The sequence below is a fragment of the Candidatus Manganitrophus morganii genome, from assembly GCA_021651055.1.
GTDB lineage: Bacteria > Nitrospirota > Nitrospiria > SBBL01 > Manganitrophaceae > Manganitrophus > Manganitrophus morganii.
Map to the genome: position 1 here is coordinate 1,041,073 of JAJHOH010000001.1, position 17,626 is coordinate 1,058,698.

Below are 17,626 nucleotides of genomic sequence, written 5' to 3' on the forward strand. Positions count from 1 at the left end.
GGAATGAGAAAATGGAGACTGTCCCCATTTTCCTCACCGTCCCCCGAGAGACCTAGCTAGCGCACCGACTTGAACGCCGCGCGCATCTCCGACGCGAAGAGCAGCGGCTCTTCCCACGCCGCGAAGTGCCCGCCCTTGTCCGCCTCGTGGAAGTAGGAGAGGTTCGAGTAGCCGCGCTCCGCCCAGCGCCGGGAGGGCTGGTAGATCTCGCCGGGGAAGACGGTGAACGCCGCCGGGATGGAGAACTTCTTGGGGCCGAAGTACGGGGGCTTGTTGTCCCAGTAGCTGCGGGCCGCGGAGACCCCGGTGTTTGTCAGCCAGTAGAGGGTGATGTTGTCGAGCACGTCGTCCCGCGTCAGCCGTTCCGGCGGCTGTCCCTTGGTCGGCGTGCGCATCGCCGCGAGGACCGTCGCCGCCGGCTGGTCGTCGCCGTCGCCGTGGTCGATCAGCCAGGCCGCGAGGGCGACAGGAGAGTCTGCGTTTCCATAGAGCGTCTGCGGACGCGTCGCCATCTCGATCGCGTAAGCCGCGTTCTTGACGAAGAAGCCCCTCAGCTTGTCGAGGGCGCGTTGCTCCTGGTCGGTGAGATCAGACGGCACCGGTCCGCCGCCCTGAATCGCGTTCGACATGTCCTGCGGAAGGGCGAACAGGAAGTTAGTGTGGATGGCCAGGAGCTCCGCCGGCGCCTCGACCGCCATCGCGTCCGTGATCTGTCCTCCCACATCGCCGCCCTGCGCGACGTATCGCGTGTATCCCAGGCGCCTCATCAGCACAATCCAGGCGCGCGCCATGCGGGCATGATCCCAGCCGGTCGCCGTCGGCTTGCCCGAGAACCCATAACCGGGGATCGACGGGATCACGACGTCGAAGGCGTCCTCCGCGCGGCCGCCGAAGGCCGTGGGGTCGGTGAGCGGGCCGACGAGCTTGATCTGCTCGAGGATCGAACCGGGCCACCCGTGCGTGACGATGACCGGCAGCGCGCCCTTGTGCTTCGAACGCACGTGGATGAAGTGGATGTCGAGCCCGTCGATCTCGGTGGTGAACTGGGGCAGGGCGTTGAGCTTCGCCTCGCACTTACGCCAGTCGTAGTCCGTCGCCCAGTAGCGCGCGAGGTCCTGGAGCGGCGCGAGCGGCACGCCCTGCGACGTGTCCGCGACGGTCTCCTTCTCCGGCCACCGCGTGGCCTCAATGCGCCGCCGCAGGTCGGTAAGTTCCGCTTCCGACACATTCACACGAAACGGACGAATTGCAACCTTATCAGTAACTGTCTGTTGTGCGATATCCATAGCTGTACTCCTTCTTTCTTGAAAAACAGATTGCGACGCTCTAGCAAGCCTGCAGTCACGTTGCCGCCGCGGCATCGCAAAGGCGCCGGCGATTGAGGCCGGGCATCCTTTGCATGTACTCGAGCCATTCTGGGATCATCCAACGATTCATCGGGCCTTCTTCCGGCAATTCGTTTGTTCGGGCGCCTAACCCTTTATTGTACGGATGGAGTGGTTGGTGTGTAAGATATTAGATAACAGTTGGAGAGGGGGAAGTTCGGTGAGATAACTTACACAAAAAGCGGGGAGATGAGGCACCCTCTCCTTCGGCTCCAGAGAAACAGGGCGCTCTTAAAAAGACGTGAGAAAATGGGGACAGTCCCCATTTTCCTAGTGATCGGGGCTCGATTCGACTTTACGGAAGGGAACAAGGAAAGAGGGAGGCTCGAAGTGGAGGGAATCGGGTTCCGCCGCCCCTAAAAGAGCGAAGCGTGGCTATCCTTCTCCAAAACGAAACTCTCGGATCACCACCCCTTCCACCCCCATCTTGACCAACCCGTCGATGTCGAGCTTCGCCTCGGCTTGATGGATCGCCTCCAAACGTGCGCGGACGGCGGGGTGCGGCGGGATGAAGAGACGGCAGCAGTCTTGATCGGGCTGAATCGAAATCGGATAGGTTCCGATCTCCTGCGCCACGGTAATAATCTCATCTTTGTTGAAGCCGATCAGGGGGCGGAGGATCGGCAGCGCGGCCACCTCCTCAATCACGGCGAGATTTTCCAAGGTCTGAGAGGCGACCTGCCCCACGCTCTCCCCGGTCAAGAGCGCTTTGGCCCCCTCCCGCCGCGCCAATTCCTGGGCGATCCGAACCATGAACCGGCGGTAGAGGACGACCCGAAGGGCCGGGGGGGCGCTCGTGACGATCTGGCGCTGGACCTCTCCGAAGGGAACGGCATAAAGCCGCGAGTGGAACTGATACGCCGTAAGATGCTCCACCAGCTCCTCCGCCTTCTCCCAAGAGGCCTTGGTGACGAGGGGATAACTATGAAAGTGGATGAAGGAGACGGTGCATCCCCGCTTCATCATTTGGTAGGAGGCGACGGGAGAGTCGATGCCGCCTGAGATCAACGCGGCGACCGGGCCGGAGACGCCGACCGGAAGCCCGCCGGGCCCGCGATGTTTTTCGGTGTAGATCAGCGCCTCCCTCGGGAGGATTTCGACGTGAAAGGTCCGCTCCGGATTTTCCAAGTCGACCCGCGCGCCGCTCTTCTCTTCTACAAATCGGCCCAGCCGCTCGTTCAACTCCTGTGACCGGATCGGGTAGCTTTTGTCTCCGCGACGCGCCGACATTCGAAAGCTCGCGAAGGCTTTTTCGGGAATCAGCGCGGCGATGGTCTCTTCAATCGCTTCGTAACCGGTCGACCGCCGCCAGGCGGGCGAATAGTTGGCGATCCCAAAAACAGATTTAAGCCGCGCGACGATCTCCGTCCAATTCGCCCCCTCCTCCAGGAAAAGGATAATTCTTCCCCGCGGCGCGACGATTTTTTGAACGCCGAGGCGCAAGGTGGCCTGTTGAATGTTTTCGATCAATTGGCGGACAAAGAGCGGACGGTTATCCCCTTTGAGGGCAATCTCGTGGTAGTGAACGACCAGACTGTTCGGGGGCATTTTTGACATAACGAGGGATCATAACATGAGGAGCACCTGAAAACCAGTGAGGAGTGAGGAGAGCGAACGGAAAAGTTCTTTTACGCTCATCACTTTCTCTTAACTTCTCACCGTCCGCTGAGGGACCTCACGACCCTCTTCCAGATCGAGCAGATCGATCCAGCTCGTGACGTCGGTTCGGTTGGGAGCGACCCGTTCCCGTGTTTTGAGGAATCGCTGGCGGCTCTCCTCGTTCTGCGGTGTTCGGGTGAGAAAGACCTTGTTCCAGGCATCGATCTGCTCCGGGGTGTGGATCTTGGCGTTGTGCTGAAACCATTTCAGGAGGTCCTGATCCTCCAGCTCGACCGCCGCTTTCTGGAACAGATCTCCGTCGAGGCCGAGAAATTCCAAGAGCGCCTGATCAAGCGGACAGGGATAGAGATACTCTCCCAGGGTGCCCGCCCCCTTCGCCCGCGCCTTGTCCGCCATCCGGGCCAGATGCGCGTAGCCGCCGAGCTTTTCCTGAGGACTTCTGGGAAACTGTTTTGTCAGATCCAACGCTTTTACCTTCACCTGAATCCCTCCCGTTTAGATCGTGAATCGAACCCCATCGCTCCAGTCTATCCGAATCCCGCCGGGATATTCAATCTCCGATGCGGCCCTCTCCATCATGACCATCATCCAAATGGGTTAATTGTCCTGAAGGTAAGCTTCCTTATACAATTTTACTATTGAGCCGTGGCAGGGGTGCGCCTCCCATTGAGAGGAAACGCGCGTCCAAACCGAAATCGGCATATCACATCAAGGAGAAGCGCTCATGGGTGAAACGGTCAGCGATTTTCTGGTAAAGCGGCTCTCGGAGTGGGGGGTCAAACGGATTTACGGCTATCCCGGCGATGGGATCAACGGGATCATGGGGGCCCTCAACCGCGCCTCCGAATCGATGGAATTTGTTCAGGTCCGGCACGAAGAGATGTCGGCCTTCATGGCCTGCGCGCATGCCAAATTCACCGGCGAGGTCGGCGTTTGTCTTGCGACCTCGGGGCCGGGGGCGATCCATCTGCTGAACGGCCTCTACGACGCCCAGCTCGATCATCAGCCGGTCGTCGCGATCGTGGGACAGGTTCCGCGCAGCGCCATCGGCGCGCATTACCAACAGGAGGTCGATCTTGCCAATCTCTTTAAAGACGTCGCCCATGAATACGTCCAGGTTGCCTCCGACGCCGCCCAGATCCGCCATCTGATCGACCGCGCCGTCCGGATCGCCAAAGTCGAACGGACCGTCACCTGCCTGATTATTCCGGCCGACGTCCAGGAGCTCGCCGCGGTGCCGCACCCGCCTCAAAAACATGGAACCGTTCTCTCCGGGATCGGCTATGCCGACCCCCGCGTCGTTCCGAATGAAGACGATCTTCGCCGCGCGGCCGATGTCCTCAACGCCGGAAACCGGGTCGCGATCCTGGTCGGCGCAGGGGCGCTGCGCGCCGCCGAGGAGGTGATCGAGATCGCAGATCTCCTCGGAGCGGGGGTGGCCAAAGCGCTCCTCGGCAAAGCGGTCCTGCCGGACGATCTCCCTTTCGTTACCGGATCGATCGGGCTTCTCGGCACCCGCGCGAGCTGGGAGATGATGAAAGCGTGCGACACCCTCCTGATGATCGGAAGCCGATTTCCCTACTCGGAGTTCCTCCCGGATGAAGGACAGGCCCGCGGGGTGCAGATCGACTCGGACGGCCGGATGCTCAGCATGCGTTACCCGATGGAGGTCAATCTCGTCGGAGACAGCGCCGAGACGATCCGGGCGCTGATCCCTTACCTGAAACGGAAGGGCGACCGGAGGTGGCGGGAGTGGATCGAAGCAAACGTCGCCGACTGGTGGCAGGTCTTGGAAGCCCGGGCGATGAACACGGCCGATCCGCTCAATCCCCAACGGGTTTTCTGGGAGTTGTCGCCGCGCCTGCCGGAAAACGCCATCCTCTGCTGCGACACCGGCACCGTCACCAACTGGTATGCGCGCGACATTAAAATCCGCCGCGGGATGATGGCCTCCGTTTCCGGGACCCTCGCGACGATGGGCCCGGGGATTCCCTACGCCATCGCCGCCAAATTCGCCTTTCCCGACCGGCCGGTCTTCGCCATCGTCGGGGACGGGACGATGCAGATGAACGGGAACAGCGAACTGATTACAGTCGCCAAATACTGGCGGCAGTGGCGCAATCCGCAGTTCACCGTGTTGGTGATCAACAACCGCGATCTCAACATGGTGACCTGGGAGCAACGGGCCTTCGTCGGCGACCCGAAGTTCGAGGCCTCCCAGAACGTCCCCGACTTTCCGTACGCCCGGTATGCCGAATCGATCGGCCTGAGGGGAATCCGCGTCGATTCCCCCGATGCGGTCGGTCCGGCCTGGGAGCAAGCGTTCATGGCCGACCGGCCGGTCGTCGTCGAAGCGATCACCGACCCGAACGTCCCGCCGCTGCCGCCGCACATCACCTTCGACCAGGCAAAGTCGCTGGCGAAGTCCCTCTTCAAGGGAGATCCGGAAACCCTGGGGGTGATCCGCCAGTCGTTCAAAGATTTGGTCCAACAATATCTTCCGCTTCGGGGGAAACAATAAACCGAAGCGGAATGTGGAGCAAGATAGAACGGAGGTTGTTATGAAATCAGACCGGAATGATTATTTTCTACTGCTCGGCCGCATCCTGATTGCGGCCATCTTTCTCATGTCGGGATTGAACAAGATCATGGCGCCCGGCCAGACACAAGCTTACATGGAATCGGCCGGCATGCCGCTCCCCGGCCTTTTTCTCGTCGGGGCGATCGTGCTGGAGGTCGGCGGCGCCCTCTCGCTCCTCCTCGGCGCCTATACCTTCTGGGGGAGCCTCGCCCTTTTGATCTTCATGATCCCGACGACCTTGATCTTCCACACCAACTTTGCCGATCCGAACCAGATGATCCACTTCATGAAGAACCTGGCGATGATCGGCGGCCTCCTCTACGTCATGGAGGCCGGCCCGGGGCGCATCAGCATCGATGCCAAACGGCGGCCGGAATCGGTCGATCGAACCGAAGCGGTTGCACGACGAAAGGTCGCTTGACGCAAAATACTCCAAAATACTCAACGAGGAAAAATAATGAAGAAACCTCTCTTTATGTCGATCTTTATCGCCACCCTTTTATTTGCCGGTCTCGCAACGGCGGAGATCCAGCCGGGAAGTCGGGAATTCGGCCTACATGCCGGCGCCTTTTTCGGCGACAATCTGACCGATCAGTCGATCTTGGGAAGGCGGCCCGAGTTAGATGACGCTTTCGTCCTGGGGGGCCATTATCTCTATCACCCCACCGCGGCTTTGGGGGTCGAGGGCCGTTATACGTTCGTTCCGAGCGAAGTGAAGAATGCCCCCGGCGGCGGCAGCGATATGAATGTCCATCTGCTCGATCTGAATCTTCTCTGGAACGCCAACCCGCGAGATCCGACCAATTACTACTTGATTACGGGGATCGGCTGGGCGCAAGGAGACCTGGACGGCGACATTACCCTCGGATCGGTCGCGGGAGTCCCCGCGAGGATCAGCGACGACAGCGGATTTACTTACAACGTCGGGCTCGGCGCCGCCACGCCGGTGACGGAGCGGATCTCGCTCCGATTCGAAGGGCGCTATCGCTTCATCGACCAGCTGGTTGATCGCTTTGAAGAATCGCTGAACACCTGGGAGGCGACCGTCGGCGTCGGTTATCGGTTCTGAGGCAACGACGAAACGAGATCGGATGGGGAGAAGCGCGTCGGCGCTCCGCAGCATGAACGTTTGGACATTGGAACAGTGGAAGGAGAGAAGATGGCGAGTGAAACAGGAGAAGTCGTGGTCATTACAGGGGCCTCCGCCGGCGTCGGGCGGGCGGTCGCCCGTCTCTTCGGCGAGCGAAAGGCGAAGATCGGCCTCCTCGCCCGCGGAAAAGAGGGATTGGAAGGGGCCCGCCGGGAGATCGAAGCAGCCGGAGGGGAGGCCTTGGTTCTCCCGACCGATGTCGCCGACCCCGACCGGGTGGAAGCGGCGGCCGAAGCGGTTGAAGCGCGGTTCGGGCCGATCGACATCTGGGTGAACAATGCAATCGCGACGGTCCTCTCCCCCTTTAAGGAAATGACGCCGGAAGAATTTAAACGGGTGACGGACGTGACCTACCTCGGGTTCGTTTACGGAACGATGGCGGCGCTCCGCCGGATGCTCCCTCGGAATCGGGGGACGATCATCCAGGTCGGCTCCGCGCTCGCCTACCGATCGATCCCGCTGCAGTCGGCCTACTGCGGGGCCAAACATGCGGTCAAAGGATTTACCGACTCGATCCGCTCGGAATTGATTCACGACCACAGCGGCGTCCGGATCACGATGGTGCAGCTCCCGGCGCTGAATACGCCCCAGTTCGGCTGGGCCAAGACGCGACTGCCGAATCATCCGCAACCGGTTCCGCCGATCTTCCAGCCGGAGCTCGCGGCGGAGGCGATCGTCCGGGCGGCGCACCATCACCGCCGGGAATGGACCGTCGGCTGGCCCGCCGCCAAAGCGATCCTCGGAAATAAAGTGATTCCGGGCCTGCTCGATCGGTATCTCGCCGGAAAGGGCTACACCGGCCAACAGACCGATGCGCCGGTCGATCCGAACCGGCCGGATAACCTCTGGGAGCCGGTCCCCGGTGACGGCGGCGCATACGGCATCTTCGGCAAGGGGGCGAAACGATCCAGCCTCCAATACCGGCTGAACATCTACCGCGGCGCCCTCGCCCTCTCGACCATCGGCACCCTCGGCGTTGCGGTCGGAACCTTTCTCGGTTTCGCGAAGCAATCGACGGCCGCGCTCCGGTTCTCGATCGCCTCTTTACGGAAACCGAATCGTTTACGAAAGGGGCTCTTCCGGGCGCGGGCGGCATAGATCGGGCGATTACTCTTCTTTTTGAACGCGCTCGGAAGGTTGATAGGTCGGCCGCTCGTCTTCAATCGACACCATCCCGTAAATGAGATAGCCGTTGGCGGCGCGCGCCGTCTCCCGGACCCATCCCATCGAGAGATAAATCAAGATCGAGAGAAGGGCAAGCGAGATCAGCAGATACGGCGCCGGACGCCCCGCCGGCCCCTCCCACCGGTCCCGCTCCCAAATCCGCCGCCAGGGAAAGGCGCGGATGAAGTAGACGAGGTTGAAGAGGCCGAGGACGATCAACAGGGCGAGGGCGATGTATTTATACGGCTGCATCTTTCCGAGCGGGTTGATCCGAAGATCGGTGAGGAGCGAGGCGTACGGGATGTTCTGAATCTGGTACGGCGTCGCGAGAAGCAGCGCGGCGAGGGCGACCGCGGCGAGCGAGACCGGCATGAAGCTGTCGAAGGTGGCGGGGCGCGGCGTCTTCGACCGGACCGTTTTGTAGATGTGGATCGATCCGACGGCGACGAGGAGACCGTAGAGGAGGGCGACCAGATCGAAGAGGGGGGAGCGCTCGCCGAGCATCAGGGTGAAGAAGGCCTGCGGCTGGCTGTATCGGATCTGGCGCAGATAAAGAAAGCCGCTGATCGGCATGATCAGAAGCGCGGCGAATCCGATGACAAAAAGAAGCCGCCCCGTCCATTGATAATGAGCGCGGTCTTCGGGGGCTTTGGCGCGAAGATACCCGATCGCCGAAAGAGCGGCGAGGGCGAAGCCGGCCCAGGTGAGGTTTCCGAAGAAGCGGTGGATGTCGAGATGGAGGAAGGTGGTATTGAAGAGCTTCGGCCAGATAGAAGCCGTATTCTGCGGCGCCGGCGTCAGCATGTAGGAAGCGACCATGTCGATCATCACCATGGCGATGAGGGCGAAGAAGGTCCCGATCCAGACGAACGAGAGATGGGCGCGCCGCCGCCATCCCTCCAAGGCGCTCCAGTTCCAGGTGTAGTACCAGGCGTAGATGAAGACCGCCTCTCCGAGGAAAAAAGAGGCCTCCAGGATGAACGGCCAGAACATGATCCGGAAGATCGTGCTCCAGAAGCGGGGCCAGTAGATATTCAGCATGAAGACAAGGGTGACCCCCATGAACGAGACCGTCGCGGTGGTCAGGACCAGCGTAAAGGCGAGGGTCCGGGAGAGACGCATGTACGGCTCTTTCCGGTTGACGAAGGCGACGGTGGCGATGATCGCCCCGATCAGGGTCGTCCCGACGACGAAGGTGGCGAAGAGCCCGTGCGTCAGGGCGGCGGTGGCGATGGCGATCTTTCCGGTCAGGATCGAAACGTTCAACGGCTCCGTCTGCATCAGGGTCCTCCCGCGCCAATCTCTTCAGCACCCGGCGCTGCGCCCGGCCGCGCGTAGCTCGGCGTCCGGGCCTCGTCGTAGAGGGAGATGATGTTGCGGACGGTGTCGGGCCGCCGGGCCGTCTCCCGGATCGTCCCCATCGTCCAGTAGGTCAGAAGGGAGACGATGCCGAGCCCGATCGCCAGAGAGCGGACGGTCGATCGGTTGAGCTGCTCCCCTCCCGCCGCGCGAAGCCCCTCCCGCCATCGATAGAGATAAAAAAAACTCAGTCCGACCAACGCAAAGGTGAAGAGACGCCGAACGTTCGGCCGCTCGACGAAGAGGACCATCAGAAACGCGCTCCCGAAGAGGAGCCACTCCCCGGGGAGGGTTCTCCCCCGTTCCGCCCGGAGCGATCTTAAGATCAGATGACTCCCGGTGAAGAGAAACGCGATCAGGACGAATTGAAGATAGACCAGCCACTGATAACGCCCCCAGATCAGCTGCGCATAGGCCTCCGGGGAGGCGCTCCGGATCTGCGTCGCGTAGAAGAGGCCGGTGAACGGCTGGATCAGAAGGGCCGCCAGCCCGATCAGAAAACCGATCTTCAAAAGAGAAGCATAGTAGGCCTCCCCTTCCGGATCACCCCGTCCCCTCCCGAGCATCCAGCCGGCGTAGGCCGCGATCGCGAACCCGGCGAAGACGAAGTTGCCGAAAAACCGATGGACGACCAGCGGCAGCCAGGTCGGATTCATGAGATTCGCCCAGCTCCCTTCGGCGGAGACCGGCGTGAGCATGTAAGATCCCATGCCGTCCAGGACCGCCACCCAGACCAATATGAAAAAAGCCGCCAGAAGACCGAGCGCGCGGTGGAGCGCGGGACTCCGCCGCCGGATCGGCGTCCAGAAGTGATAATAGGGGTAGAGACAGAAGAGCTGCAGGAAGAATGCGCCGATCGCAAGATAGATCGGATACCGGAATTGGTTGAACATCCACGAATTGGTCCGGGGGAAGAGCCCGACGAAAAGCTCGACCATGATCACCGCCAGAACCAGGCTCGCCGTGAAGGTGACCATGGTGAAGCGGGTCAGGCCGTGGGCGACCTCCGCGTAGAAACGGTTCCCCTGATCAATCCCTTCGAAGATCGGGGCAAGGATCATGAAGCCGACCGCCAGGCTCGCCAGGGCGACATGAAGCAGGCTGAAGAGGCCGATGACCAGGCTGTTGCCGATCAGGGGGAAATTCACCCGGCCGAGCGGTTCGAGAATTTCGGGCAATGTGCTCTCCTATCCTGGATCCCCCCCGAACGACTTCACGAAATAGGCCACCTCCCATCGCTCTTCCGCCGAGAGGACCCCTTTGAAGGCCGGCATCACCACCCGGCCGTCGGTGACGATCTCGTAAATCTCCTTCGCCGGACGGCGTCGTGTTTGATCGGCCTGCAGATTGAAGGGGGGGAGGACCAGATAGCGGCCGACCGGGCCATCCCCCAACCCGACCTTCCCGTGGCAGTGAGCGCAGTTGATGTCGAAGAGGGCCGCTCCCCGCGCGACCCGGTCGAGGGTTTCGGGCGGAGGAGAAAGCAGCACCGACCGGCTCTTCCGGGGGACGCTCCCCTCCGGCGAGTGGAGACGGGGGGCTTCCTGCGGCTGAAACGACGGCTGCTCCGCCATATCCCGGGAGCACCCCGGCAGGGCCAACGTCATCCAGGCGATCCCGGCGAAGAGGACGGCGCGGAGAAGATTCGAGCGCAGGACGTTCATTCGGTCTCCACCTCCACCGCCCCCGCCTCCTGGAAAAGGTCCCGGATCGTCCCGCTCCTCGGGTCTTCCCGGTCGAGCCGAACCGAAATTCCGATGAACCCCTCGTCGATGCGGGGGTCGCACCCCACCCCGGCCCGGCGGCTCCGGACGATCTGGACGGCCATCGTCACGAACGTCGTGACGATGGCAAAAAGCATCATCATCTCATAGGAGATGATCCCGACGATCGAAGGGGAGACGATCGGCTTCCCCCCCGTTCGAAGCGGATAGAGAAGCGCCGTTCCCCCCGCCAGCAAGATCCCGAAGAGGAGTCCGATCGCCCCCGCGATCATCGTCACATGAAAAAGATGGAGCCGCCCCCATCCGACCCCGACCGGTTGGGCCAGAATCGGAACCGCCGAGGAGATCTCGACCGTCCCTGCCGGAAATTTCATCTCGTTCAGCCGGTCGATAATAGGGCGCATCGGCGTCTTCGGCTCGAAGAGGCCGAAGATCACCTTCTTCCTTCTCTCAGCGCTCTTCGTGTCGGCCATGAAGGATCCCCTCCTTCTCCTCCCAGATCGAAATCATCGGAACGAACTTGATCGCCAAGACATACAGCAGCAGGAAAAACGCGAACGATCCGACCAGGATCGTCAGCTCCACCCAGGAGGGGAAATACCGCCCCCAGGCATATTCGAGGCGCGGGTGGGCGAGCGACGGGACGATGACCAAGATCCGCTCGATGTACATGGCGATATTGATCATCACGCCGATGACGAGCAGCCCGAGCGGCCAGCGCCGAAACCGGGGGATGCTCAGGGCGATCAGCGGAATGAGGAAGTTGAAGAGAATCATCACCCAGTGCTGCGGGGCGTAGGAGCCGTAGAGGATCGCGTCGAGCACCGTCATTTCGTCCGGAATCCCGCCGAACCAGACCACCTGCCGCTCGACAAAGTAGAAATACCCCCAGAGCAGGGTGATCAGGAGCATCAGCTTTCCCATCTTGTCGAAATGCTCAAGCCGGATGTAATCGTGAAGCCGGTAGGTTTTTCGGAGAAGATAAAGCCCCATCACCACCGTCGCCATCCCGGAGTGGATCGCCCCCACCACGAAATAGGGCGGGATGATCGTTGAGTGCCAGCCCGGCACGAGCGAGACGGCGAAGTCGAACCCGACGATCGAGTGGACCGAGATCATCACCATGACGATCAGAATCGTGATGATCCGGATCGCCATCCCGAGCCACCGCCACTCGGTCTGCGTCCCGCGCCAGCCGAGCGAGAGGACGCGGTAAAACGGCCGCCGCCAGCCGGTCACCCGGTCGCGCATCAGGGCGAAATCGGGAATCAGCGGGATGTAAAGATAGATCAGGCTGGAGGTGGCGTAGGTGAAGATCGCCGCGGCGTCCCACATCAGCGGCGAGCGGAAGTTCGGCCAGATCTCCCGCTGGTTCGGGTAGGGAATCAGGTAATAAAACCGCCAGACCCGCCCGAGGTGGACGAAGATGAAGAGGGCGGCAACGATAACCGAGAAGAGGGTCATCAGCTCGGCGATCCGGGTGATCGGCCGCCGCCATTCGGCGTTTGAAATCCGAAGGACCCCTGAGATGAAGGTGCCGGAGTGGCTGACCCCGACCCAGAAGACGAACGAGGCGATGAAGATTCCCCAAAAGATGGGGGGATGCAGTCCGGTCTGTCCGATTCCCGTCTGGATCATGTATGTCCAAGCGCCGGCCGCCGCCAGAACCAGGAGGGCCAGAATCGCAACAATCAGGTAGTAGGCCGGTCCGGTCCGGAGCATCGGAGCGAGCAGATCGCTGTTCGCCTTCTGGATCAGCTCCCAATGGGCCCGCTCTCCGGCCCGCTTCTGTTTTGTCAGAAAGAAATCTTTTCTGGCTTCCATCGGTTTTTAATCACTGGTAGGGGCGGCCCCCATGGCCGCCCGCATTGATGATTTTGATGATGAAGACAGGGCAGGCACGGGGCCTCCCCCTCTATTGAAAATTTTTATTTTATCCTCTTCAAATAGGTGATCGCTGGCTTTGTTCCCAGCTCCTCCAGCAGGCCGAAGCCGCGGTCGCTCTCGGCGAGCTTGGAGACCCGGCTCTCGGGGTCGTTCCGGTCGCCGAAGACGAGCGCCTCGGTGGGGCAGCTCTGGACGCAGGCCGGGGTCACCTCGCCGTCTTTCACCCTTCGCCCCTCTTTTTGGGCGGTCTGTTGTCCGGCCCGAATCCGCTGGACGCAGAAGGTGCACTTTTCCATCACGCCGACCGAGCGGACCGTGACATCGGGATTGAGCTGCTCGTTGAGCGGCTCGTCCCAGTGCGGCTCGAACCAGTTGAAGTAGCGGACGGTGTAGGGGCAGTTGTTCCCGCAGTAGCGGACGCCGACGCAGCGGTTGTAGACCTGGGCGTTCAGCCCGTCCGGCGTGTGATAGGAGGCGTAGACCGGACAAACCGGCTCGCAGGGGGCGTTGCCGCAGTGCTGGCAGAGGACCGGCATGAATTTGAGCTGCGCGTTCGGGTACTCCCCCTCCCAGTAACGCTCGATCCGAATCCAGGAGACCGCCCGCCCCTTGGCCGCTTCATCCTCCCCGGCGATCCGGACGTTGTTCTCCGCTTTGCAGGCGACCATGCACGCCTCGCAGCCGGTGCAGCGGTCAAGGTCGATCACCATTCCCCATTGATACGGTCCTCCCGGCGGCGCATTCTGATCCCGATATTCCACCATTTAAGCCTCTCCTTCTTCAGTATGTCGCTTTGCTCCCTGTCCCGTCTGGTCGACCAGGACCGGCCTTCCCCTCTTTCCGGTCCGCTCGATCCGGACGCGTGTGGCCCCGGTTGCCAGCCCCCCGGAGGGGGGATCGATGAGCGGCGCCAGCAGGGTGAGTGGATTGACCCCCCGCTCCCTCGCATAACGGCCGTAGAAGGTATGACCCTGCCCGAGCGGCATGCTGATCAGATCGGGCGGATTTCCCGGGAAAAAGATCACCGGCGCCTCGATCACGCCGTACGGAGAGATCACCCGGACCAGATCCCGCTCCGCCAATCCATATTCCTGCGCGGTTTTCGGGTTGATCTCCACCCAGCTTCCCCAGACGACCGTCGTCAACGGGTCGGGAAGCTCCTGAAGCCAGGGGCGGTTGGCCCCCTCTCCTTGATGGAGACCCATCGACGGAAAGGGATAGAAGTGGAACGGAAACTCCTTCTCGCTCCCCTCGAACCGGGCCGGCTCCGGCGCGGTCGGCGCCCCCCGTTGAGAAATCGGGACCGGCTTCCCCTCCGGTTTCCACCAGCCCCCTCTTTGAAGCGCCTCGACCCACGCGGCATCGAACGGCTGCGCCGGTTGCCGGAGGGCGAAGAAATCTTGCCACTGCTCCCGGACCATCGTTCTGAAATCGGTCCAGGAAAGCCGCTCTTTCAACCCTCCCCCGAAACGGTTCGCGGCGCTCAGGAAAAGGTCGCCGACCGGACGGGTATCGTATCGCGGAATCACCACCGGTTGCGCCAGCCCCACCGCCGGAGCGATTCCCTCGGTGACATGATCCCCCCACGACTCCAGAAAGAAATGGTCGGGGAGAATCAGATCGGCCATGGCGGTCGATTCATCGAGGAACGGGCTGAAGCTGACGATGAAGTCGGCCTCCTCGAAAACCTGCCGGAATTGCGTCGAGGGAGGAAGGGTATAGAGAGGATTGGATTGATAGAGCATCAAGAGGGCGCGGGAGGGTTTCTGAGTCCGATTCTTCAGATCGAGAAGCGCCTGCTCCCCGACGACCTCCGCGCTCGAAGCGGGAAAGCCGGAAGGCTGGAAGAAATGGATTCCTCCCGGTTGATTGATGTTCCCGACCAAGAGATTGAGAGCATTGATCGCGACCAAGGTGTCGGTCCCGTTGGTCTGCTCCGAGGCGATCCCCCCGCCGATCGCCAGGGGGGAGGCGGCGGTGTAGAACTCGCGCGCCAGCCGGACGATCTCCTCTTCGGCCACCCCCGTTTCGTTGGCGATCCGGTCGATTGAAAAGGGATCATAAAATTTCTCAAAGCGGCAGCGGTCTTCCCTCGATAATTTCGCCCGCCCCTCTTTCAAAATGAGCCGGCCGATCGCAACCGCGAGGAGCCCTTCGGTTCCGGGACGGATCGGGACCCAACGGTCGGCGCTGGCGGCCGTCATCGAAAGACGCGGCTCCACCTGAACGAACCGGCCCCGGACCGCCGGCCGGCCCTGGCGCATCTCTCCGTAGGCGATGCCGAAATGAACCGGGGAGAGCCAATGAGAGAGAAACGGCGCCCCGAAGGAGAGAAGATAGGTCGTGTTCGCCAGATCGTAGTCGGGGAGAAAATCGATCCCGAAACTTTTCCGATTCGCCGCCCGCAAAGGCCGCTCCGCCGACGGCTCATAAAATAAAACCGTTCCCGAAATTTCCTTCATGAAGGTGGAGAAGAGACCGGCCAGCGTTCCCGGGACCGGCCGGCTGATCAGGACGGCGCCGCCCGGATGTTTTTGAAGCGCCGCCACCCAGCGCGACATGGCATCTTCCCAAGGGATCGGCTTGAAACGTCCCTCGCCCCGTTCGCCGTCGCGCTGGAGCGGGCCGCGGATCCGATCGGGGTTGTAGAGACCTTGCAGGCTCGCCTGCCCCCGGGCGCAGAGCTTTCCCCGATTCAACGGATGGTCGGGATTCCCCTCGATCTTCTTCGCCCGTCCCTCCATCACCCGGACGATGATGCCGCACCCCGCCTCGCATTCCCGGCAGACCGAGGCGTACCAGTTGGCCACCCCCGGAACGATTTCCTCATCCGGCAAGACAGCGGGGATCAGCTTCGCCGTCTCTCCCCCGCATCCGGGAAGCGCCGACCCCGCCGCGCCCAAACCGATGACCTTCAAGAAATCGCGCCGATTTAAATCCATCAAATGATCCGTTCTAATAGTGACAGGTAAAACAGTCGAGCGAGGCCCCGTTGCGCTCGTGGCAGTCGATGCACCACCCCATTTCAAAGGTGGCGGCCCGGGGTGTTTGAGACATCCGCTCGACCTCCCCGTGGCAGTCGGCGCACTGGAAGCCGGCATCCAGGTGCATTTCATGCGTGAATTGGACAAAATCAGGAAGACGCTGAAGCCGAATCCAGGGGATCGGCTCCTTGTCGTTCCAATAGGCCAGCAGCTTTTCCGTCTCCGGGGTCTGCTCTCTCAGGGAGCGATGGCAGGTCATGCAGAGGTAAACGGAAGGGACCGACGCGGCGGGAGAGATGCGGGCGCCGCGATGGCAGAAGAGACAATCGATCTGCAGCTCCCCCGCGTGACGCTGATGACTGAATGCGATCGGCTGACGATCCTGACCGGTGAAGTCGGCGGTTGTCTGAGCGTAGATCGCACCCAAAACAACCGCCGCCCCGATCACCAAAAACGCCAACAGCATTCCAACCCGCTTCCGCATGATGGCCGATCCGTCCTCTCTTCAGAATAGGTCAACCTCTCCCTTTACAAAGTATTACCTTTCAAGATACGACGCTCGGTTCTCCGGCGGCAATTCCGCCGTTGGAGGTAGCCCTCTCTCCTTCCGTTGGGTGACAACAACATCTCTGTGAAGCGGTTTGCAATTCGTTTGCAAAAGAGGGGGAATCATTCTTGGAGAGAAACAAACAATCGCTTCTTTTCGGCGTTTATCAACGGCACCGTCCTTGCTCTTTCTCAACCGTGAGTCTTGCTCACGGCAGCGTTACGACCCGAATGTAAACTTTCTTCCGAGGGAAAAAATCGTGAACCGATTCGGCCTGCTTCACTCGATGAGATCGCTCCGGACCGCCGCTCCCCTGGTCCTTTTATTGTTTCTCATCGGCTGCGGCGAGGACTCCTCCCCCCGGCCCGCCCCCTTGCAGGAGCTGGCCCCCCCGGACATTGCGAAGATTCAAATTACGCCGAATTCGGCCATTCTCGGTATCGGCGCCGAAGAACAATTCTTGGCGACCATCCTCAATGGCCAGGGTGAAGTGCTGACCGGGATCAACCTGGTCTGGAAGATCGACAACCCGACGGCTGCGACCGTTTCCTCCGACGGTTGGGTAACGGGACTCCAAGAAGGGACGGCGACGCTGACGGCCTCTTTTGGCGACGACGTCAGCAACCCCGCCGAGATCACGGTCGTCGTCCCGCCCGAAGCCCCCCCCATCGCCTCGATCGAGGTGACCAGCACACACCGGATCCTCTTCGTCGGAAACCAGGCCCGGTTCACCGCGACGGCGAAAGATCCCAACGGCAGGACGCTCCACGGCATTCTCTTCTCCTGGAGTTCGAGCGCCCCGGAAATCGTCTCGGTCGATCCGCGCGGGCTCGCCACCGCGCTGGCGCCCGGAGAGGCCGCCGTCACAGTGACGGTCGCGCCTCCCGATCCTCCCGTCTTCACGCCATTGGACGATGCTCCCCCCAGCCAGTCGGCGATCCTGACCGTCACCGACGACAATTCGCCGCCGACCGCTCAAATGGCGACCACCGCGAGAAGAGGGGAGGCGCCGTTCACAGTCGCCTTCAGCGGCACGAGATCGGAAGACCCCGACGGGTGGATCACTTTTTATACTTGGAATTTCGGGGACGGCTCCCCGCCGTTCTACGCGCCGACCGCCCGCCATACCTATGAGCGCCCCGGCGAGTTTATCGCCACGTTGACCGTCACCGACCCGGACGGCGCGACGGCGATCGCGTCGGCCACCATCACGGTCGATCCGTGA

16 protein-coding genes are annotated in these 17,626 nt (G+C 61.6%); 5 read left to right on the forward strand and 11 right to left on the reverse strand.

Annotation, left to right across the window (positions count from 1 at the left end):
• Positions 1–56: 56 nt before the first annotated feature.
• The 3 genes from MCM46_04635 to MCM46_04645 all read right to left on the reverse strand — a co-directional run bounded on the left by MCM46_04635 (position 57) and on the right by MCM46_04645 (position 3,485).
• A complete protein-coding gene (locus MCM46_04635) occupies positions 57–1,286 on the reverse strand; it encodes an epoxide hydrolase 1 (GenBank protein MCG3111092.1) in 1,230 nt (409 codons plus the stop codon).
• 474 nt (positions 1,287–1,760) lie between these two features.
• Positions 1,761–2,942, reverse strand: coding sequence for a tRNA 4-thiouridine(8) synthase ThiI (gene thiI / locus MCM46_04640; GenBank protein ID MCG3111093.1), 1,182 nt, complete (start codon positions 2,940–2,942; stop codon positions 1,761–1,763).
• Positions 2,943–3,032: 90 nt separating this feature from the next.
• Positions 3,033–3,485 carry a DUF5069 domain-containing protein gene (locus MCM46_04645; protein ID MCG3111094.1) on the reverse strand — a complete coding sequence of 151 codons (453 nt, stop codon included), beginning with the start codon at positions 3,483–3,485 and terminating at the stop codon, positions 3,033–3,035.
• Between the two features lie 244 nt (positions 3,486–3,729).
• Between MCM46_04645 and MCM46_04650 the strand changes: the two genes are divergently transcribed.
• The 4 genes from MCM46_04650 to MCM46_04665 all read left to right on the forward strand — a co-directional run bounded on the left by MCM46_04650 (position 3,730) and on the right by MCM46_04665 (position 7,834).
• Entirely contained in the window at positions 3,730–5,526 is a 1,797-nt protein-coding gene (locus tag MCM46_04650) for a thiamine pyrophosphate-requiring protein (protein ID MCG3111095.1), read from the forward strand.
• 40 nt (positions 5,527–5,566) lie between these two features.
• Positions 5,567–6,007, forward strand: coding sequence for a DoxX family protein (locus MCM46_04655; protein ID MCG3111096.1), 441 nt, complete (start codon positions 5,567–5,569; stop codon positions 6,005–6,007).
• Between the two features lie 36 nt (positions 6,008–6,043).
• Entirely contained in the window at positions 6,044–6,655 is a 612-nt protein-coding gene (locus MCM46_04660) for a porin family protein (protein MCG3111097.1), read from the forward strand.
• Positions 6,656–6,745: 90 nt separating this feature from the next.
• A complete protein-coding gene (locus MCM46_04665) occupies positions 6,746–7,834 on the forward strand; it encodes an SDR family oxidoreductase (GenBank protein ID MCG3111098.1) in 1,089 nt (362 codons plus the stop codon).
• A 9-nt stretch (positions 7,835–7,843) separates the two neighbouring features.
• On the opposite strand, the gene MCM46_04670 is transcribed toward MCM46_04665, so the two are convergent.
• The 8 genes from MCM46_04670 to MCM46_04705 form a co-directional block, all read right to left on the reverse strand.
• Positions 7,844–9,181, reverse strand: a complete 1,338-nt coding sequence (locus tag MCM46_04670) for a cytochrome ubiquinol oxidase subunit I (GenBank protein ID MCG3111099.1) — start codon at positions 9,179–9,181, stop codon at positions 7,844–7,846.
• Positions 9,181–10,437, reverse strand: a complete 1,257-nt coding sequence (locus tag MCM46_04675; protein ID MCG3111100.1) for a cytochrome ubiquinol oxidase subunit I — start codon at positions 10,435–10,437, stop codon at positions 9,181–9,183. Before MCM46_04675 ends, MCM46_04670 begins: the two co-directional genes overlap by 1 nt.
• 9 nt (positions 10,438–10,446) lie before the next feature.
• Positions 10,447–10,923, reverse strand: a complete 477-nt coding sequence (locus MCM46_04680; GenBank protein ID MCG3111101.1) for a cytochrome c — start codon at positions 10,921–10,923, stop codon at positions 10,447–10,449.
• On the reverse strand, positions 10,920–11,456 hold the full coding sequence (locus MCM46_04685) for a DUF3341 domain-containing protein (protein ID MCG3111102.1): 537 nt from the start codon (positions 11,454–11,456) through the stop codon (positions 10,920–10,922). Before MCM46_04685 ends, MCM46_04680 begins: the two co-directional genes overlap by 4 nt.
• On the reverse strand, positions 11,434–12,807 hold the full coding sequence (gene nrfD, locus MCM46_04690) for a polysulfide reductase NrfD (GenBank protein ID MCG3111103.1): 1,374 nt from the start codon (positions 12,805–12,807) through the stop codon (positions 11,434–11,436). The genes MCM46_04685 and nrfD overlap by 23 nt, the downstream gene beginning before the upstream one ends.
• Positions 12,808–12,911: 104 nt before the next feature.
• Positions 12,912–13,634, reverse strand: coding sequence for a 4Fe-4S dicluster domain-containing protein (locus tag MCM46_04695; protein ID MCG3111104.1), 723 nt, complete (start codon positions 13,632–13,634; stop codon positions 12,912–12,914).
• Positions 13,635–15,812: a molybdopterin-dependent oxidoreductase gene (locus MCM46_04700; protein ID MCG3111105.1), complete on the reverse strand. Its 2,178-nt coding sequence runs from the start codon at positions 15,810–15,812 to the stop codon at positions 13,635–13,637.
• A gap of 13 nt (positions 15,813–15,825) precedes the next feature.
• Positions 15,826–16,338 carry a cytochrome c family protein gene (locus tag MCM46_04705; GenBank protein ID MCG3111106.1) on the reverse strand — a complete coding sequence of 171 codons (513 nt, stop codon included), beginning with the start codon at positions 16,336–16,338 and terminating at the stop codon, positions 15,826–15,828.
• A 322-nt stretch (positions 16,339–16,660) separates the two neighbouring features.
• On the opposite strand from MCM46_04705, the gene MCM46_04710 reads away from it, so the two are divergent.
• A complete protein-coding gene (locus MCM46_04710) occupies positions 16,661–17,626 on the forward strand; it encodes a PKD domain-containing protein (GenBank protein MCG3111107.1) in 966 nt (321 codons plus the stop codon).